Here is an 18,371-nt window from a genome sequence, read left to right on the forward strand (position 1 = left end):
CGGCCCGGGCGGATGCCGCCCTTCCTCGTGATCATGGCTCCGATGATGGCCTACCGCGCGCCGGACGGCAACCCGTGCATCGCCGCGGGCGCAGCGGGCACAAGGGGATCATGAGCGACGAACCGCGGGCACCCGAGGACCACCGGCAGCCGCCGGGCACCGAACCGCTGACCGCGCGCAGCCCGCTGCGGCTGCGGGCGCTGCTGTCGGGATTCGCGCTGGTCGTGAGCGTGGCGGCGGCGGTGGTGTTCACCGTGGTCGCCGGCCGCGGCGGCCCGGGCTCCTGGGCCGCCGCGGGGATCTGCGCCGTGGTCGCCCTGATCGCGCTGGCCGACCTGATCGTCATCGCCCGCCGCGCCCGCGGCTGAGCCCGCCCGGCCGGCGCCGGCCGGACCCGGCCGCCGGGTCAGCTGATGGCGGCCAGGTCCATGATGTCCAGCGCCGCGGCGACGATGGCGTCGGAGCCGATGCCCGCCGCCGTGAGCTGCTCCTCCGGCGTGGCGGAGCCGGGCATCTTCCGTACGGCCAGGTGCCGGATCCGGGGCAGCGGGCGCCCGTCGTCGAAGGCCCCGCGCACCGCGTCGGCCAGCCCGCCCTCGGGCCAGTGGTCCTCCACGACCACCAGCCGTCCGGTGACGTCGGCCGCGTCGCGCAGCGTCGCCGCGTCCACGGGCTTGACCGAGTACAGGTCGATCACCCGGGCCGTGATGCCCGCGGGGCCCAGCCGCTCGGCCGCCTCCAGCGCCTCGTGCACCGTGACACCGGCGGCGACCAGGGTGATCTCGTCGCCCGGCGAGGCGCGCAGCACCTTGCTGCCGCCGATCGGGAACTCCTCGTCCGGACCGTAGATCACCGGGCTCGCGCCGCGGCAGGTCCGCAGGTAGCGGATGCCCTCGGCGTCGGCCATGGCGGCGACCAGGCGCGCGGTCTGGTTGGCGTCGCAGGGGTGCAGCACCGTGCTGCCGTGCACCGCCCGGAAGGCCGCCAGATCCTCCAGCCCCATCTGGGACGGCCCGTCCTCACCGATCGCCACCCCGGCGTGGGAGCCGACCAGGTTGATGTCGGCGCGGCTCACCGCCGCCATCCGGACGAAGTCGTAAGCGCGGGTCATGAACGCGGCGAACGTGGAGGCGAACGGCGTCCAGCCCCGTACCTGCATCCCGACGGCCGCCGCGATCAGCTGCTGCTCGGCGATGTAGAACTCGAAGAACCGGTCCGGATGCTCCTTGGCGAAGAACCCCGAGCGGGTCGAGTCGCTCACCTCGCCGTCCAGCGCGACCACGTCGCCGCGGGCGTGCCCGAGGGCGGTCAGCGCCTCGCCGTAGGCGTTGCGGGTCGCGACCTCCTCACCGATCCCGTACCGGGGCAGCCGGACCGTCCCGCGCTCCAGCGGCCGGCCGCACGGCTCGGCGACCGGATGGCGGGTCTCGACGGTCAGCGCGCGCCGCCCGCCCAGCTCGGCGATCGCCTCCTCGGTGTCGGGCAGCGGCTTGCCGTGCTTGCCCTCCCGGTCGGCGACGGCGGCCACGCCGTGGCCCTTCTCGGTACGGGCGATGATCGCGGTCGGCCGGCCCTCGGTGGCGGCGGCCTCCCGGTACGCGGCGTCGATGGCCCCGACGTCGTGCCCGTCGATCTCGATCGTGTGCCAGCCGAACGCGCCGAACCGGCGGGCGTACGCGCCGAGGTCCCAGCCGTGCCGGGTGGGGCCGCGCTGGCCGAGGCGGTTCACGTCGATGACGGCGGTGAGGTTGTCCAGGCCCTCGTATCCGGCGTGCTCGGCGGCCTCCCACATGGAGCCCTCGGCCATCTCGCTGTCGCCGCACAGCACGTACACGCGGTAGGGCCCGTGGTCCAGCCGCTTGCCGGTCAGCGCCACGCCCACCCCGATGGGCAGGCCCTGCCCCAGCGAGCCGGTGGCCACGTCCACCCAGGGCAGCCGCGGGGTCGGATGCCCCTCCAGCCGGCTGCCGGCGGCACGGAAGGTCAGCAGCTCCTCGTCGGAGATCGCCCCCGCCGCCGCGTACAGCGCGTACAGCAGCGGCGACGCGTGCCCCTTGGAGAAGATCAGATGGTCGTTGCAGGGGTTGGAGGGCGCCTCGAAGTCGCAGCGCAGATGCTCGGCCAGCAGCACCGCCATCAGGTCCGCCGCGGACATCGACGAGGTCGGATGGCCCGATCCCGCGGCGCCGGCGGCGCGTACGGAGTCCACCCGCAGCCGCTGCCCCAGTTCGCGCAGCTCGTGTTGGTCCATGCCGGGGGCCCTACCCGGCATCGGGCCGGGAATGCAGACCGGGGACCCCGGCGGCGGGGTCCCCGGCGCCGGTCACCCGGTCGCGGGACGCGGAAGGGCGCAGGTGCCGCCGAGGACGACGTCGTTGTCCTCGCCGAGGCAGCGGGTGAGCGTGTACGTCTGCTGCCCGTAGTTGACGCCCTTGCGGACGGTCACCTTCCCTTCCTCGTCGACCTCGCACGGGTTGTTCATGGCGCAGCGCTTGCCCTCCTCGTTGCCGGTGTTGTTGATCCCGACGACCTGGCGGGTGTTGCGGTCCACGATCGGGGACCCGGAGGTGCCGCCGATGGTGTCGCACCCGGGCGTGTAGCGGATCGAGTCCTTCCAGGTCCAGTCGGCCTCGCGCATCCGGTGCACGAACCCGTCGATCTTGCAGGAGTAGATCTTCTTCCAGTAGCCGGAGACGATGGAGATCTCCGCGCCCTCCCGGGGATGGGCGGGCGACAGCTTCAGTGCGTCGATCTTGTGCTCGGCGCGGATCTTCGCGTAGCTGTCGGCGAGGCGGTACACGGCCACGTCGGTGTCGGTCATGGTCGCGTACTCGAGCCGGGTCGCCTTGAGCGTGCCGAGCTCCTTGCGCCCGGTCGGGTCGAGCAGCGTGAAGGCCCGGGTGGACGGCTTGTCGACGACCACCTCACCGGCCCCGGGCATGCCGCCCTCCAGGCAGTGCCCGTTGGTCAGCACCAGGGCGCGGTCGGAGTCCTGCGAGCGCGGCCCGCGGACCAGCGAGCCCGAGCAGTTGCTCAGCGCCACGATTCCGGTGAAGTCCACCTGCCGCCGCTCGGGCGCGGCCGGCGCGCCGGGGGCGGCCTGCGCGGTGCCGGCGGCGGTCAGCACGGTCACGCCCGCCGCGGTCGCGACCACGGCTCCGGCCAGACGTCTGATCATGGGGCTCCTCTCGGGGTGCGGCACTGCGCCGCGGTCCGTCGCTGCCCGTCGATCATGTACTCGACCGGTCACGGAGGGCAAGGGCGACCGGCCGGACGGCCCCGGAACAGGACCGGAAAGATCACCGGCGGCCATACGATATGCCGCATGGCCGACAAATCGCTTCGCTGGGGCATCCTCGGGACCGGTGGCATCGCGCGCGTCTTCACCGAGGACCTGCTGCGCCTGGACGGGCACGAGGTCGCCGCCGTCGGGTCCCGCTCCCCCGGCACCGCCGGCGCGTTCGCCGAGCGGCACGGGATCGCGCGGGCGCACGGCTCGTACGCCGATCTGGCGGCGGACCCGGACGTGGACGTGGTCTACATCGCCACGCCCCACCCGATGCACGCCGAGCCGGCCCGGCTCTGCCTGGAGGCCGGCCGCGCCGTCCTGGTGGAGAAGCCGCTGACCACCACGGCCGCCGGGGCGGAGCGGCTGGCGGCGCTGGCGCGCGAGCGGGACGTGTTCGCCATGGAGGCGATGTGGACGCGCTTCAGCCCGCTCGTCCGGCGCCTGCACTCCCTGGTCGGCGAGGGCGCGATCGGCGAGGTCACGGCTGTGTACGCCGACTTCTCCATCGCCCCGCCGTTCGATCCGGAGCACCGCCTGTGGTCGGCCGAGCTGGCCGGCGGCGCGCTGCTGGACCTCGGCTGCTACGTCCTGTCGATCGCGTGGCCGCTGCTCGGCGCGCCCAGCACGGTGCAGGCGACGGCGGCCACGGCGCCCACCGGCGTCGACGCGAACACCGGGGTCCTGCTCGGGTACGACTCGGGCGCGGTGGCCCTGCTGCACTGCGGGCTGATGGGCGAGTCACCGCACACGGCCACGATCGTCGGTACCAAGGGACGCATCGAGCTGGGGGCGCCGTTCTACCGTCCCACATCCATGACGCTGACCCGTTCCGGCGGCGAGGCCGAGACGTTCACGGCGGAACTGGCGGGCCACGGTTACACGTACCAGGCCGAAGAGGTGGCCCGCTGCCTGCGCCTCGGCCTCACCGAGAGCCCGCTGCTGCCGCTGGACGAGACGGTCGCCGTGCTGCGCGTGATCGACGAGATCAGCGGCTCGTTCACGAAGTGAGACGAGGGGCGCCGCCGCACGCGCGGCGGCGCCCCTCGTCTTCGGCCAACGGGCCGTCGGCCGACCGGGACTCAGTCGACGTCGACCCAGCCGAAGGTGCGCTCGACCGCCCTCTTCCAGCCGGCGTAGCCGTGCTCGCGCTTCTCCTCGTCCCACTGGGGATCCCAGTGCTTGTCCTCGTTCCAGTTCTGGCGGAGCTCGTCGGTGGTGCTCCAGAACCCCACGGCCAGTCCCGCCGCGTACGCGGCGCCCAGCGCGGTGGTCTCGGCCACCACCGGCCGCGAGACCGGCACGCCCAGGACGTCGGCCTGCATCTGCATGCACAGCTCGTTGGCGGTGACACCGCCGTCGACCTTGAGCACGTCCAGGGAGACGCCCGAGTCCTCGCGCATCGCCTCCACGACGTCGCGGGACTGGTAGCAGATCGCCTCCAGCGTGGCCCGCGCGAGATGGGCGTTGGTGTTGAACCGCGACAGCCCGACGATCGCGCCGCGCGCGTCCGAGCGCCAGTACGGGGCGAACAGCCCCGAGAACGCCGGGACGAAGTAGACGCCGCCGTTGTCCTCGACCTGCCGGGCGAGGTCCTCGCTCTGCGAGGCACCGGAGATGATGCCGAGCTGGTCGCGCAGCCACTGCACCGCCGACCCCGTCACGGCGATCGAGCCCTCCAGCGCGTACACCGGCGCCTGGTCGCCGAAGCGGTAGCAGACGGTGGTGAGCATGCCCGCCTTGGATCTGACCAGTTCCTCCCCGGTGTTGAGCAGCAGGAAGTTGCCGGTGCCGTAGGTGTTCTTGGCCTCGCCGGGCGCGAAGCAGACCTGCCCGACGGTGGCGGCCTGCTGGTCGCCGAGGTCGCCGCTCAGCGGGATCTCGCCGTGGAAGGGCCCGGTGGCCCGGGTGACGCCGTACGGGTCGGGCGCCGAGGACGGCTTGATCTCGGGGAGCATCGCGCGGGGGATGCCGAAGAACGACAGGAGCTGGTCGTCCCAGTCCAGGGTCTCCAGGTCCATCAGCATCGTGCGGCTGGCGTTGGTGACGTCGGTGACGTGCACACCGCCGTCGGTGCCGCCGGTGAGGTTCCACAGCACCCAGGTGTCGATGTTGCCGAACACCGCCTCGCCGTTCTCGGCGGCCTCCCGGACCCCGTCGACGTTCTCCAGGATCCACTGGACCTTGCCGCCGGAGAAGTACGTGGCCGGCGGCAGCCCGGCGCGGTGCCTGATGGTCTCGCCGCGGCCGTCGCGGTCCAGCGCGGACGCGATCCGGTCGGTCCGGGTGTCCTGCCACACGATCGCGTTGTAGTACGGCCGCCCGGTACGGCGGTTCCACACGACCGTCGTCTCGCGCTGGTTGGTGATGCCGAGCGCGGCCAGGTCCGAGGGGCTCAGGTTCGCCTTGTTCATCGTGGTCTCGATGACGGCGCGGGTCCGCTCCCAGATCTCGGTGGGATTGTGCTCCACCCAGCCGGCCTGGGGCAGGATCTGCTCGTGCTCGAGCTGGTGGCGGGCGATCTCGTTGCCGCCGTGATCGAAGATCATGAATCGGGTGCTGGTCGTGCCCTGGTCGAGCGCTCCGACGAAGTCGGCCATCCGGCTACCGCCTCTCTTCCGCTGGGTCGTACTCGGGCTTGCGCTCGGCGCCGGCCGTCACGGTGTCCTCCACCTCGGGCAGGTTGCGCCCGATCAGGAACAGGTACAGCGCCGTGCCCAGGACGCCGCCGATCAGCGGCCCGGCGATCGGTACCCAGAAGTAGAGATCACCGTACTGATCCCGCCACGCCCCGCCGTACCCGGTCAGGAACTGGGCCAGCCGCGGCCCGAAGTCGCGGGCCGGGTTGATCGCGTAGCCGGCGTTGGTGCCGAAGGCCATCCCGATCGCCACCACCAGCAGCCCGATGACCACCGGGGTGAGGTTGGCCAGCGGCGGGTTGTTGCGCAGGTCGGTGAGCGCCATCACGATGAACAGCAGGATCGCGGTCCCGATGATCTGGTCGCGGAAGCCGCCCCACATGCCGACCGGCAGCGTCCCGTTGCCCGGCAGGGTGGAGAACACGCCCTGGGTCTTGATCGTGTGGCCGGGATCGGCCGCGGCCAGGACCTCGATGTAGTTCCAGCGCACGATCAGGGCCGCCACGAAGGCCCCGGCCGTCTGCGCCAGGACGTAGGGGCCGACCTTGCCCCAGGGCAGCCGGTTGAACACCGCGAGCGAGACCGTGACCGCCGGGTTGATGTGGCCGCCGCTGAGGCGGGCCGACACGTACACGCCCAGGGTGACGCCGATGCCCCAGGCCCAGGCGATGCTGTCGTGGTTCCCGATCTCGGCGGCGGCGACCTGGGCCACCACGCCCACCCCGAAGAGGATGAGGATCATCGTTCCGGCGAACTCCGCGGCCATCTCGCGGGCCAGCGGAGGAAATCTCAGTCGTTCCGCCATATCTCCTCCTCGCGGGCGGTGTGACGTGAGACACACATCTGCCGCGACGGTACGTAGATCGGCGAAAAGCGGTCAACCGGCAATCGCTGCCGAACTCGCCTCGCCACCCCTGTCACCGTGCGCGCGGGTCGGAACCGCGATCCCGGGTAGGGACGTGACCGGCCCGTGCGCCGGCCCGGCGCGCCGGCCCGGTCCCGCCCCCGCGGTGCGCACCTCATGATCGGCACTCTGCCCGGTGGGCGACCGTTCTATAGCGGATGGTGACGATCTTCTGCCGGCCGCCCGGGCGTCAGTGCCCGCGGAACGCCTCCTCCAGCCACCAGGACGGAACGTTCCCGGTGACCTTGGCGTCGACCAGCATCGGCCGGTCGCGCGGGCCGGCCAGCCACTCGGCCACCGGGCCCAGGTCCTCGCGCTTGCGCACGGTGACCGACCGGCAGCCGAAGCCCTGCCCGATCGCGGCGAGGTCGGCGGGCGGGAACGTGACGGTGTCCAGCGGGTGGCCGTCCGGCCCGAAGTGGTGCACCTCGGCGCCGTAGGCCTCGTCGTCGTACACCACCACCAGCAGGCCCAGCCCCAGCCGGACGGCGGTCTCCAGCTCGCCGGCCGCCATCAGCGCGCCGCCGTCGCCGAGCGCGGCGACGGTGAGCCGGTCCGGCCGGGCCACGGCCGCGCCGATCGCGGTGGCCAGCCCGAGGCCGACCGACTGGAACGCCTGGGTGAACACCAGGCCGTCGGCGTCGGGGACGCCGAGGTACATCGCCGGGTAGCCCATGAAGTTGCCGGAGTCGACGGCGACCGTGCGCTCGGCGGGCAGCAGGTCGTCCAGGGCGATCGACAGCGTCCGGGGGTCGATCCGGGACCCGTCGGAGTCGTCGTCGTACGGGACGTCCCGCCACCGGCGCTCGCGGGCGAGCCGTCCGGCGACGGCGGGCGAGCGGTAGCCCGGCGCCGCATGGCCGCGGCCGGCCAGCTCGGCCTCGGCGGCGCGGGCGGTCTCGGCCACGTCGCCGATCAGGCTCAGGTCGACCGTCCGGTGCGCGCCCAGCGCCGCGGAGTCCAGATCGACCTGGACGACCGTGGTCCCCTTGCCGACCAGGCTGCCGTGCCGCAACGTCCACATGTTGAGCGAGCTGCCCCAGCCGACCAGCAGGTCGGCGCCGGCGATCAGCTCGGTGGCGGCCGGGGTGCCGAAGCCGCCGCTGACGTCCAGGTCGTACGGGTCGCCGAGGAACAGGCCGCGCGCGACGGCCGAGGTCGCCAGCAGCGCGCCGCAGCGTTCGGCCAGGGCCCGCAGCGGCTCGGCCGCGCCGCTCAGCCGGGCACCGCGCCCGGCGATGAACACCGGACGCTCGGCGGCGGCCAGCGCGTCGGCCAGCCGGGCGACGGCGGCGGGCGGCGGCACCGGCAGGAACGGCACCTGCCCGGGCCCGCCCGGCCCGAACACCGGACGCCCCGGACGCCCGGCCCCGTACGGCGCCGGGCGGTCCACCCGCTCCGGGCCGGTGTACTCGGCCTCCTGGACGTCCAGGGGCAGGCCGAGGACCACGGTGCGGCGCTCGGCCACGGCCGTCCGGCAGGCGCGGGCGAGGTCGGCCAGCGCGGTGGCCGGCGAGTGGATCCGCTCGGGGACCGCGCCCACGGCCCTGGCCAGGGCCGCCTGGTCCACGCGGAAGTTGGAGCGCACCGCCCCGGCGGCCACCTCACCGGTCAGGACCAGCAGCGGGGTACGGCTCTTGGCCGCCTCGGTGATCCCGGTGAGCGCGTTGGTCAGGCCGGGCCCCTGGTGCACCGACAGCACGCCGAGGCCGCCGCTCGCGCGGGCGTAGGCGTCGGCCATCGTGGCGGCACCGCCCTCGTGCCGGGCGGCGACGAAGCGCGCGCCGCCGGCGATCAGGGCGTTGGTGACGTGGAAGTTGCCGCTGCCCACGACCCCGAAGACGGTGCCCGCGCCGAGCCGGGCCAGGGCCGTGCCCACGGCTTGGGCGACCTTCACCGTTCCACCAGGGCCAGCACCCGTGCGGGGCTGCCCGAGCCGCCCACGATCGGCAGCGGGGTGGCGACCAGGACGGCGCCGCGCGCGGGCAGGGACGCCAGGGTGTGCAGCTGGGTCAGCCCGTACTTGCCCGCGCCCATGAAGTACGAGTGGCAGGGGAACGGCGGCTCGAAGCCGTGCGCGCCGCCCGCGTCGGTGCCGACCGTCTCCACCCCGAGCCCGATGATCGGCGTCTCCTCGGCCAGCCAGCGCGCGCACTCGGCGGAGATGCCGGGCGTGTGCGGGCCGTTCTCGTCGGCGTTGAGGAAGGTGTCCTGGTCGCCGGACCTGCCGTCCCAGCCGGTGCGGTAGAGCAGCCAGCCGCCCTCGGGCAGCGGCCCGTGGGTCTTCTCCCAGTCCCGGACGTGGTCGATCTCGAGCAGGAAGTCGGCGTCGGCCGCGGCCCGCTCGGAGACGTCCAGCACGACGGCGGGCGCGACGAGGCGGCGCGGCGCGATCTGCGAGACGTCCTCGCCGTCGCGGCCGGTGACCCAGTGGACGGGCGCGTCGAAGTGGGTGCCGACGTGCTCGCCGGTGTGGATGTCGTTCCAGTACCAGGCGGGCCCGCGGTCGTCGTACCGGCTGATCTCGGTCAGCCGGAACGGGACGGTGTTGGCGAACGGCTCGGGCAGCTGGAGGATCGGCGTCGACTCCGACAGCGGCGCGGTCAGGTCGACGATCTCGACCGATCCATCGGTGACGGCGGCGAGCAGGTCGGTGAGCACGGACATCGTCGTTCCTCTCGCGGGGCCGGACCCCGCACTTACCTGGGGGAACCCGCGGTCACGGGGTGACCCGAACATAACGTGTGCCTGGCCACACTGATCACCCCCCGGAACGTTGCACAACCACATTTACTTTGCGTCGCCGAACGTGGACCATCTGTGCATCCCCATGATCATCCCCCGATCATGCCGACCTCTGGGAGGCCCGCGATGCGCAGCCGTACCCTCGCCGCCGGAGCCGTCGCCGCCACGACGATCCTGCTCTCCGCCACCGCCCCGGCGGTGCACGCCGAACCGGCACCGCCCCCGCCCTCGGCGTCGCTCGCGCAGCGGGCGCCGGCGGGTTTCGACCTGCTTCGCCCGTCCGGTGACCCGGTCGCGCTGCGGAACGCGCCCCGGCAGCTGAACGTCACCTACACCCATAACGGCCAGAAGCGGACGCTGAACGACTACCTCGCGCTCACCGGCACCCAGGGTTTCGTGGTCCTTGACGCCCGTTCCGGCCAGGACGTCGTCTTCGAGCGCTACTCGTTCGCCGCCCGCGACACCCGCTTCCAGTCGTGGTCGATGGCCAAGTCGTTCACCTCGGCGGCGGTCGGCATCGCCCTGGAGGAGGGGCACATCGGCTCCATCGACGAGGCCGTCACCGAGTACCTGCCCGAGCTGAACGGGTCGGGCTACGCGGGCGTCTCCATCCGCGACCTGCTGCGGATGTCGTCCGGCATCGCCTGGGACGAGACCCTCAACGTGCCGCCCGTGCACGTGGCCGCCAGCCTCGGTACCCCGCTGCCGACCATGGCCGCGCAGCAGAAGCGCGGCTGGGAGCCGGGCAGCCGGTTCGAGTACACCTCCATGAACTCCTTCGTGCTGGCGTGGCTGGTCAGCCGCGCCACCGGCACGCCGTACCACCGGTACGTGGAGACCAAGCTCTGGCAGCCCGGCGGCATGGAGTCCACCGTCTACCTGGGCAACGACTCCAACGGCAACAGCATGGGCTACTGCTGCTACTACGCGACCGACCGCGACTTCGCGCGGTTCGGCCTGCTGTACCTGCGCGGTGGCAAGGCCAACGGGCGCCAGGTCGTCCCGGAGTCGTGGGTGAAGGAGTCGACCAGGCCGTCCGCGCCGTTCAACGACGGGTACGGGCTCCAGTGGTGGCTGGGCGACGACGGCGAGTTCGAGGCCAGCGGCCTGGGCGGGCAGAAGATCTGGGTGTCGCCCGAGCACGACGTGGTGATCGTGAAGTCGACGCTCATGACGATCGTGGGCGAGGATGAGACCGATACCGCGTTCCGCGCGGTGGCCGCTGAGGTGGCCAGGACACGCTCGTCCTGAGACGGAGGAACCCTCCCATGACCGAACCCACGGCGGAGACCACGACCGGAAAAGTGCGCGGCCGCGCGCACGGCGCGCTGGCGGTGTTCAAGGGCATCCCGTACGCGCGCGAGCCGTTCGGCCGCGACCGGTTCCAGGCGCCGCGCGAGCCCGAGCGCTGGGACGGGACGCGCGAGGCGGACGCGTTCGGCCCCCGGCCGCCGCAGTCCGGCCTGGAGTTCGGCATGCCCTCCTGGACGCCCGATGAGGGCCTGGACTGCCTCAGCGTGAACGTCTGGACCCCGGACGCCGGCGGCTCCGGGCTTCCGGTCATGGTCTGGCTGTACGGCGGCGCCTACATGTCGGGGTACTCCGGCCAGCCCGACTACGACGGCGCGCGGCTGGCCGGGGCGGGCGTGGTCGTCGTGACGTTCAACTACCGCGTCGGCATGGAGGGCTTCGGGGAACTGGCCGGGGCGCCGTCCAACCGGGCCCTGCTCGACCAGGTCGCCGCCCTGCGCTGGGTCCGGGACAACGTCGCCGCGTTCGGCGGCGACCCGGGCCGGGTGACGGTCTTCGGCGAGTCGGCGGGCGCGGGGTCGATCGCCGCGCTGCTGGCGATGCCGTCCGCGCGCGGGCTGTTCCGGCGCGCGATCGCCCAGAGCGTCCCCGGCACGTACTACTCCCCCGGTCTCGCGCGGCGGATGAGCGCCGGGATCGCGGCCGAGCTGAGCCTGCCCGCCTCGGCCGAGGCGCTCGCCGGCACGCCGCCGGAGGACTTCTTCGCCGCCGCCGACGCGTTCGGCCGGCGGATCCGGGACGACTACGCCGCCTGGGGACCGGTCGCGGCCACCGGCATGCCGTACTCGCCGGTGGTCGACGGGGAGGTCCTGCCCGTGACGCCCTGGCAGGCGGTCGCGGACGGCGCGGCCCGCGACGTCGAGCTGATCGTCGGGTTCAACCGGGACGAGTACCGCCTCTTCATGGTGATGGGCTCGCGGTACGGGACGCTCTCGGAGGGCGACCTGTCCGCCGCGATGGAGGCGCTGGCGCCGCCGGGAGCGGAGAAGGAGTACCGCGCGGCGCATCCCGGCGCCGGGGTCGACGACCTGTACGCGCTGGTGTGCTCGGACTGGCTGTTCCGGATGCCCAGCGCGCACCTGGCGACCGCGCACGCCGAGGCGGGCGGCACCACCCATGCCTACGAGCTGACGTGGAAGTCCCCCGCGGCGAGCGACGTGCTCGGCGCCTGCCACGGCCTGGACGTACCGCTCACCTTCGGCAATCTCGACGCCGGGATCGCCCTGATGCTGTGCGGCGACCCGGTGCCGGCAGAGGCGGCCGTGCTGTCGGACGGCATCCGGAACGCCTGGACGTCGTTCGCCACCACCGGAGATCCGGGATGGCCCGCGTACCGGGAGGACACCGCGCTGACGCGGCTCCTCGACGTCGAGCCCACCGACGTCGCCGACCCGGAGGCCGTGTCCCGCCGGATCTGGGCGGCGCACCGCTTCGACCCGATGGAGTAGCCGACCCGATGGACCAGGGAGCCGGGCGGCCCGCCGGGCGCGAGGACTTCCATCAGACGGAAGCCTCGTAGCCCGGCGGACGCCCGGTTGGCGAAGGTCGGGACGACGATGTCCGCCGACGCCGGGAGCAGTTCAGCCATGGCCATTGCCCGCAACCACTGGTACGTCGCCGCCTACGGCGAGGAGATCGGCGAGGGCCTGCTGGCCCGGACCATCTGCGGCGAGCCGATCGTCTTCTACCGGACCGCGGCCGGGGTGCCGGTCGCGCTGGCCGACCGATGCGTGCACCGCCGCTTCCCGCTGTCGGAGAGCAACCGGGACGGCGACCGGATCGTCTGCGGCTACCACGGGTTCACCTACGACCCCGACGGAACCTGCGTCGCCGTGCCCGGCCAGACCCGCGTCCCGCGAACGGCGCGCGTCCCCTCGTACACCGTCGTCGAGCAGGACTCGCTGGTGTGGATCTGGATCGGCGACGCGGACGCCGTCGCCGACCCGGCGGCGATCCCGCGCGCGCCCTGGCTCGCCGCCGACGGCTGGGTGACCGTGCGCGGGATGGAGCCCCTCGCCGCCCGGTACGAGCTGCTCATCGACAACCTGCTCGACCTGTCGCACGAGACGTACCTGCACGCCGGATACATCGGCACGCCGGAGGTGGCGCAGACCCCGATCACCACCGAGGTCGACGAGGAGGCGGGCGTCGTGCACGTGAGCCGCCGCATGAAGGACGTCGAGTGCCCGTCCTTCTACTCCGATTCGACCGGCATCCGGGGCCGCATCGACCGGTGGCAGGACATCGAGTACCAGCCGCCGTGCCTGTACCTGCTGCACAGCCGGATCGCGCCGACCGGGATCGAGCCCGGCCCGGACGGCGACGACCCGGCGGCGTGCCATGCCGAGATCGTGTACGCGATCACGCCCGAGACCGAGACCAGCACGCACGACTTCTGGATGGTGGCCCGCGACTTCGCGCTGGACGACGAGGGCGTGTCGGAGTTCCTGGCCGAGAGCAACCGCACGGTCGTGCTCCAGGACGTGCGCGCGCTGGACATCCTGGAGAAGGTCATCGCGGCCGAGCCCGAGGGCTACCAGGAGCTCAGCGTCAACATCGACACCGGCGGCCTGGCGGCGCGGCGCCTGCTGAAGAAGATGGCCCCGTGAAGGTCGTCCTCGCGCGCAAGGAACGGGCGGCGGACGGCGTGGCCGCGCTGACGCTGCGCGATCCGGGCGGCGGGCCGCTCCCGTCCTGGGAGGCCGGGGCGCACATCGACCTGGTGCTGCGGGACGATCTCGTCCGGCGGTACTCGCTGTGCGGCGACCCGTCCGACACGTCCGGCTGGCGCCTGGCGGTCCTGCGCGAGGACGCCGGCCGCGGCGGCTCGTCCCATGTGCACGACCACCTCCAGGAGGGCGCCGTCCTGGACGTGCGCGGGCCGCGCAACCACTTCGCGTACGAGCCGTCGCGGCGCGCGCTGTTCATCGCGGGCGGCATCGGCATCACGCCCGTCCTGCCGATGCTGGCGGCGGCCGAGGCGGCGGGCGTGGACTGGCGGCTGCTGTACGGAGGGCGGCGCCGCTCCTCGATGGCGTTCCTGCCGGAGCTGGCCCGCTACGGGGAACGGGTGCAGGTCCGCCCCCAGGACGAGACCGGGCTGCTCGACCTCGACGCCGTCCTCGCCGAGCCGGAGCCGGACACGCTCGTCTACTGCTGCGGGCCCGAACCGCTGCTGGCCGCGGTGGAGGAACGCTGCGCGCGGTGGCCGCCGGGAAGCCTGCGCGTCGAACGCTTCACGGCCTCACCGCAGAACCTGGAGGGCGACACCGGGTTCGAGGTGGAGCTGGCGCTCAGCGGACGGACGGTGCGCGTCCCGCCGGACGGCTCCATCCTCGGGGCCGTCGAGGAGGCGGGGATCGCCGCGCTGTCGTCCTGCCGCGAGGGGACCTGCGGTACCTGCGAGACCGCCGTGCTCGGCGGCGAGCCCGACCACCGCGACGGCGTGCTCACCGAGGCCGAGCGCCGGGACGCGGGCGTCATGATGATCTGCGTCTCGCGGTCCCTCACGCCCCGTCTGGTTCTGGAGCTGTGATGGCGGGGCAGGGCACCGGGACGTACTCGAGCAGCCGGTCCGCGACCTCCCGCGCGCCCGACTCGTACCGGCGCCGCAGGTCGTGCAGGACCTCCTGGGCGCGGACCGCCGGCCATTCGGGCGGCAGGTGCTCGACCGGCAGCCGCGGGTCGACCCGGACCAGTCCCAGCCACTCGGTCATCATCCACAGGAACCGGGCCAGGTCGTCGGGCGCGTCCGGGATCGGCTCCGGCTTGTCCCAGCGGCCGAGGAACGCGCGGTACCCGGCGGCGAGCCCGTCCAGGTCGAACGCGTCTCTGATCATCGCGCCCACATCGGTGGGCTCCTCCGCCGTACCGTGGAAGACCTTGACCCGCCCGTCCAGGCCGCGGTCCGGTCCACCGGAGGCGATCAGGCCGGGGACGTCGACCCGCGAGGGGGAGATCCAGGTGCCGTTGCCCAGCGGGCCGAACCCGGCCCACACCAGGCGGGACCGCAGATCGTGCCGCTGACGCTGCCACGACTCGGGCATCGAGAACGACAGGACGGTCCACCGGCCGTCCCAGTCGGCGTTGACCGCGCCGCGCCGCCACACCCGGGCCTCGCCGTCCAGCAGGATCCGCTCCGAGCGCTCCGTCAGGCCGAAATGCATGCGCCGGCCCTGCCGGTGGCGCTCCAGCAGCCCGCGCCGCACCATCCGGGTGAGGGTGGAGCGGATCGCGTGCTCGCCCACCCCGAGGTTGCCGAAGACCTCGATGAAGCTCCCGGAGAACACGGCGATGTCGCGCCTCAGCACGTAGTTGCCCAGGAAGGTCAGCATCAGCGACTGGGGTCGCGCGGCCGGGTCGGGACGGTCCAAGGAATCGGCTCCTGCGTGCTCGGGGCTCGGGCCGGTGGCGAGCCAAGGATAGGACTCCGCAACGATGTTGGGCATATCGTTGACTGCTGCAACCAATACGCCTATCTTCGCACTACTTCCGAGCGGCGACCCCCCGGTTCGCCGGTTCCGCCCCACCCCGCCTCTCGGAACGTGCCCCCATGCCACCCGCCGACTCCTGATCCCGTGATCTAGGGAGCTCCACCGATGCACAACGAGGGACTCGGGTCCTGGCCCGCCCGCCGGGCGCGCAAGACCCCGCGCCGCCCGGCCCTGTTCCACGACGGCCGCACCCTCACCTACGCCGAGCTCGACGAGCGCGTGACCCGGCTGGCGCGCGGCCTGCGCTCGCTCGGCGTGCGGCGCGGCGACCGGGTCGCCTACCTGGGCCCCAACCACCCGTCGTTCCTGGAGACGCTGTTCGCCGCCGGAGTGCTCGGCGCGGTGTTCGTCCCGCTCAACACCCGGCTGGCCGCCCCCGAGATCGCCTACCAGCTCGCCGACTCGGGCACCTCGGTGCTCGTCCACGGCCCCGCGCACGCCGAGCTGGTGGACGAGGTGCGCTACCAGGCGCAGGTCCGGGAGTTCGTCTCGCTCACCGGCACCGGCCCGGGCGCGCACGGCTACGACGAGCTGCTGGAGGACGCGGGCGGCGGCGCGATCGACGAGGCGGTCTCGCACGACGACCTCTGCATGATCATGTACACCTCGGGGACCACCGGCCGGCCCAAGGGCGCCATGCTCACCCACGGCAACCTCACCTGGAACGCGGTCAACGTCCTCATCGACCACGACCTGGCCGCCGACGAGGTCGCGCTGGTGTCGGCCCCGCTGTTCCACACCGCCGGGCTCAACATGCTCACCCTGCCCGTGCTGCTCAAGGGCGGCCGGTGCGTGCTCACCTCCGGATTCGACGCGGACGCCACGTTCGACCTCATCGCCGAGCACGGCGTGACCTTCATGTTCGGGGTCCCGGCGATGTTCCAGCAGGTGGCGCGCTCGCCCCGCTGGGACGGCTCCGACCTGTCCTCGCTGCGCATCCTGACCTGCGGCGGAGCCCCGGTACCGCCGGCCCTCATCGCCGCCTACGGCGAGCGCGGGCTGACCTTCCTGCAGGGGTACGGGATGACCGAGGCGTCACCCGGCGTGCTGTTCCTGGACGCCGAGCACGCGGTGAGCAAGGCCGGGTCCGCGGGCGTCCAGCACTTCTTCAGCGACGTGCGCGTGGTCGGCCCGGACATGCGCGACGCCGGACCGGGCGAGACCGGCGAGGTCGTGGTCCGCGGCCCGCACGTGTTCCGCGGCTACTGGGGCCTGCCGGAGCAGAGCGCCGCGGCGTTCGCCGGCGGCTGGTTCCGCAGCGGCGACGCGGCCCGGGTCGACGAGGACGGCTACGCGTTCATCGTCGACCGGATCAAGGACATGATCATCTCGGGCGGCGAGAACATCTACCCGGCCGAGGTCGAGCACGTGCTGCTGGACCATCCCGACGTGCTGGAGTGCGCGGTCATCGGCGTTCCCGACGACAAGTGGGGCGAGGTCGGCCGGGCGATCGTGGTCCCGCGTCCCGGCTCGGACCCGACCGCCGACGGCGTGCTGGCCACCGTCGCCGGCCGGCTCGCCGCGTACAAGATCCCCAAGTCGGTGGTGTTCGCCGAGCAACTGCCCCGCAACGCCACCGGAAAACTGCTCAAGCAGCCGCTGCGCGAGCGGTTCGGCGCCACCTGAAAGACCCGCGAAACCCATGCAGACCCCCCCGCCTGAATCACGAGTCCGCCGTTTCGGACCGACCGAGAAAAGGTGCAGCACCATGGGCAAATTCCTGACCAGGGTAGGCAGCCTGCCTAGATTCATAGCCCGCCAGGAGAGCCGTCCCCCGTCCCAGGAGACGGCCGTGCGACGTCCAGGAACCCGCGCCGCGGCGCTGGCCGCGCTGGCCGTCGTCCTCCCGCTCGCCGCCGCCTGCGGCGACTCCTCCGACGGCGGGTCCGATCCGATCAAGGTCGGGCTGATCGTCTCGCTCACCGGCAACTACGCCCCGCTGGGCAGCGAGGACAAGAAGGCGGTCGAGCTGGCCGTCGAGCAGCTCAACGCCAAGGGCGGGGTACTCGGCCGCAAGGTCGAGATCGTCTTCCGCGACGACAAGACCCAGCCCGACCAGGCCGTACTGGGCCTGAACGCGATCAAGCGCGACATCGACGCGGTGATCGGCCCGGTGTTCTCCAACTCCGCGCTGGCCGCCGAGCCGATCGCGCAGCGCGAGAAGATCCCCTACCTGTCGCTGGCCCCGGCCACCGAGCAGGTCGAGCCGATCAAGTCCTACATCTTCGTGACGCCCGCGCTGTCGGCGATGTACGCCGAGAACTACCTGCAGTACTTCAAGAGCCAGAAGATCACCAAGATCGCGATGGCGCACGACAGCAAGAGCGGCTACGCGGTGGCCGGGCACAAGGCCACCGTGGCGCTGGCGGCCAAGTACGGCGTCCAGATCGTCAAGGACGAGACCTACGAGACCACCACCAGCAACTTCAGCCCGATCTTCACCCGGATCAAGGACTCCGGCGCCCAGTCGTTCCTGTTCTGGGGCACCGGCGCGCCCGGCGTCACGGTGGCCAAGCAGTACGTCGCCGCCGGGCTCGACATCCCGCTGATGCTGACCGCCTCCCAGGCCAGCTCGCTGTGGCTCAAGCCGGTCGGCGCCGCCGCCGAGGGCATCACCGTGCAGAGCGCGATCGGCGTGGTGGGCGAGCACCTGCCGGCCGGCCCGCAGAAGTCGGTCATCGAGCAGCTGGCCGGGCCGTACAAGCAGAAGCACGGCTACGCGCCGCCGCAGTTCGCGCAGGACGGCTACAGCGCCGCGCTGCTGCTGTTCGAGGCGTTCAAGAAGGCCGGCAGCACCGACGGCGAGAAGGTGCAGAAGGCGCTGGAGACCATGGACCTGGTCACGCCCAACGGCCGGTTCCAGTACTCCGCCACCGACCACTCCGGGCTCGGCCCGGAGTACATCTCGGTCAACACCGTCAAGAACGGCCAGTTCATCCCGACCGCCTGGTCCAAGGGCGAGCTCGCCAAGACCGTGTCCGGCGGGTGAGCGA

The 18,371-nt window shown here is 72.7% G+C and carries 15 protein-coding genes; 8 read left to right on the forward strand and 7 right to left on the reverse strand.

Going from position 1 to position 18,371, the window contains the following annotated elements:
* Positions 1-110: 110 nt before the first annotated feature.
* Positions 111-368: a DUF6343 family protein gene (locus tag ACH34Q_RS16705; protein WP_395983861.1), complete on the forward strand. Its 258-nt coding sequence runs from the start codon at positions 111-113 to the stop codon at positions 366-368.
* Between the two features lie 38 nt (positions 369-406).
* On the opposite strand, the gene ACH34Q_RS16710 is transcribed toward ACH34Q_RS16705, so the two are convergent.
* Positions 407-2,251 carry a transketolase gene (locus tag ACH34Q_RS16710; RefSeq protein ID WP_395983862.1) on the reverse strand — a complete coding sequence of 615 codons (1,845 nt, stop codon included), beginning with the start codon at positions 2,249-2,251 and terminating at the stop codon, positions 407-409.
* Positions 2,252-2,323: 72 nt separating this feature from the next.
* The gene (locus ACH34Q_RS16715) at positions 2,324-3,178 is read right to left on the reverse strand and encodes a trypsin-like serine peptidase (RefSeq protein WP_395983863.1); all 855 of its coding nucleotides are present in this window, start codon (positions 3,176-3,178) and stop codon (positions 2,324-2,326) included.
* A gap of 147 nt (positions 3,179-3,325) precedes the next feature.
* Between ACH34Q_RS16715 and ACH34Q_RS16720 the strand changes: the two genes are divergently transcribed.
* The gene (locus ACH34Q_RS16720) at positions 3,326-4,297 is read left to right on the forward strand and encodes a Gfo/Idh/MocA family protein (protein ID WP_395983864.1); all 972 of its coding nucleotides are present in this window, start codon (positions 3,326-3,328) and stop codon (positions 4,295-4,297) included.
* 71 nt (positions 4,298-4,368) lie between these two features.
* Here ACH34Q_RS16720 and glpK read toward each other — a convergent pair whose 3' ends face one another.
* The 4 genes from glpK to ACH34Q_RS16740 all read right to left on the reverse strand — a co-directional run bounded on the left by glpK (position 4,369) and on the right by ACH34Q_RS16740 (position 9,496).
* A complete protein-coding gene (glpK, locus tag ACH34Q_RS16725) occupies positions 4,369-5,886 on the reverse strand; it encodes a glycerol kinase GlpK (RefSeq protein ID WP_395983865.1) in 1,518 nt (505 codons plus the stop codon).
* A gap of 4 nt (positions 5,887-5,890) precedes the next feature.
* Positions 5,891-6,730, reverse strand: coding sequence for an MIP/aquaporin family protein (locus ACH34Q_RS16730; protein ID WP_395983866.1), 840 nt, complete (start codon positions 6,728-6,730; stop codon positions 5,891-5,893).
* 289 nt (positions 6,731-7,019) lie between these two features.
* Positions 7,020-8,726: a thiamine pyrophosphate-binding protein gene (locus ACH34Q_RS16735; protein WP_395983867.1), complete on the reverse strand. Its 1,707-nt coding sequence runs from the start codon at positions 8,724-8,726 to the stop codon at positions 7,020-7,022.
* Entirely contained in the window at positions 8,723-9,496 is a 774-nt protein-coding gene (locus tag ACH34Q_RS16740; protein ID WP_395983868.1) for a cyclase family protein, read from the reverse strand. The genes ACH34Q_RS16735 and ACH34Q_RS16740 overlap by 4 nt, the downstream gene beginning before the upstream one ends.
* Positions 9,497-9,700: 204 nt before the next feature.
* On the opposite strand from ACH34Q_RS16740, the gene ACH34Q_RS16745 reads away from it, so the two are divergent.
* The 4 genes from ACH34Q_RS16745 to ACH34Q_RS16760 all read left to right on the forward strand — a co-directional run bounded on the left by ACH34Q_RS16745 (position 9,701) and on the right by ACH34Q_RS16760 (position 14,420).
* Positions 9,701-10,825 carry a serine hydrolase domain-containing protein gene (locus tag ACH34Q_RS16745; protein WP_395983869.1) on the forward strand — a complete coding sequence of 375 codons (1,125 nt, stop codon included), beginning with the start codon at positions 9,701-9,703 and terminating at the stop codon, positions 10,823-10,825.
* 17 nt (positions 10,826-10,842) lie between these two features.
* Positions 10,843-12,333 (forward strand): carboxylesterase/lipase family protein, encoded by a 1,491-nt coding sequence (locus ACH34Q_RS16750; RefSeq protein ID WP_395983870.1) that lies wholly within the window; start codon positions 10,843-10,845, stop codon positions 12,331-12,333.
* A gap of 138 nt (positions 12,334-12,471) precedes the next feature.
* On the forward strand, positions 12,472-13,494 hold the full coding sequence (locus ACH34Q_RS16755; protein ID WP_395983871.1) for a Rieske 2Fe-2S domain-containing protein: 1,023 nt from the start codon (positions 12,472-12,474) through the stop codon (positions 13,492-13,494).
* A complete protein-coding gene (locus ACH34Q_RS16760; protein ID WP_395983872.1) occupies positions 13,491-14,420 on the forward strand; it encodes a PDR/VanB family oxidoreductase in 930 nt (309 codons plus the stop codon). Before ACH34Q_RS16755 ends, ACH34Q_RS16760 begins: the two co-directional genes overlap by 4 nt.
* Here ACH34Q_RS16760 and ACH34Q_RS16765 read toward each other — a convergent pair.
* On the reverse strand, positions 14,392-15,333 hold the full coding sequence (locus ACH34Q_RS16765; RefSeq protein WP_395983873.1) for a PaaX family transcriptional regulator C-terminal domain-containing protein: 942 nt from the start codon (positions 15,331-15,333) through the stop codon (positions 14,392-14,394). The genes ACH34Q_RS16760 and ACH34Q_RS16765 overlap by 29 nt on opposite strands.
* A gap of 150 nt (positions 15,334-15,483) precedes the next feature.
* Between ACH34Q_RS16765 and ACH34Q_RS16770 the strand changes: the two genes are divergently transcribed.
* A complete protein-coding gene (locus ACH34Q_RS16770) occupies positions 15,484-17,004 on the forward strand; it encodes a long-chain fatty acid--CoA ligase (RefSeq protein WP_395983874.1) in 1,521 nt (506 codons plus the stop codon).
* Positions 17,005-17,170: 166 nt separating this feature from the next.
* A complete protein-coding gene (locus tag ACH34Q_RS16775) occupies positions 17,171-18,367 on the forward strand; it encodes an ABC transporter substrate-binding protein (RefSeq protein WP_395983875.1) in 1,197 nt (398 codons plus the stop codon).
* The last annotated feature ends 4 nt before the right edge of the window (positions 18,368-18,371 follow it).

It is taken from the genome of Actinomadura sp. 9N407 (assembly GCF_044326315.1).
Taxonomy (GTDB): Bacteria; Actinomycetota; Actinomycetes; order Streptosporangiales; family Streptosporangiaceae; genus Spirillospora.

Coding starts and splice junctions, on each gene's coding strand:
- ACH34Q_RS16750 (WP_395983870.1), top strand. CDS start 10,843: ATGACCGAACCCACGGCGGAGACCACGACCGGAAAAGTGCGCGGCCGC.
- glpK (WP_395983865.1), bottom strand. CDS start 5,886: ATGGCCGACTTCGTCGGAGCGCTCGACCAGGGCACGACCAGCACCCGA.
- ACH34Q_RS16730 (WP_395983866.1), bottom strand. CDS start 6,730: ATGGCGGAACGACTGAGATTTCCTCCGCTGGCCCGCGAGATGGCCGCG.
- ACH34Q_RS16770 (WP_395983874.1), top strand. CDS start 15,484: ATGCACAACGAGGGACTCGGGTCCTGGCCCGCCCGCCGGGCGCGCAAG.
- ACH34Q_RS16745 (WP_395983869.1), top strand. CDS start 9,701: ATGCGCAGCCGTACCCTCGCCGCCGGAGCCGTCGCCGCCACGACGATC.
- ACH34Q_RS16710 (WP_395983862.1), bottom strand. CDS start 2,251: ATGGACCAACACGAGCTGCGCGAACTGGGGCAGCGGCTGCGGGTGGAC.
- ACH34Q_RS16705 (WP_395983861.1), top strand. CDS start 111: ATGAGCGACGAACCGCGGGCACCCGAGGACCACCGGCAGCCGCCGGGC.
- ACH34Q_RS16720 (WP_395983864.1), top strand. CDS start 3,326: ATGGCCGACAAATCGCTTCGCTGGGGCATCCTCGGGACCGGTGGCATC.
- ACH34Q_RS16715 (WP_395983863.1), bottom strand. CDS start 3,178: ATGATCAGACGTCTGGCCGGAGCCGTGGTCGCGACCGCGGCGGGCGTG.
- ACH34Q_RS16740 (WP_395983868.1), bottom strand. CDS start 9,496: ATGTCCGTGCTCACCGACCTGCTCGCCGCCGTCACCGATGGATCGGTC.
- ACH34Q_RS16765 (WP_395983873.1), bottom strand. CDS start 15,333: ATGCCCAACATCGTTGCGGAGTCCTATCCTTGGCTCGCCACCGGCCCG.
- ACH34Q_RS16755 (WP_395983871.1), top strand. CDS start 12,472: ATGGCCATTGCCCGCAACCACTGGTACGTCGCCGCCTACGGCGAGGAG.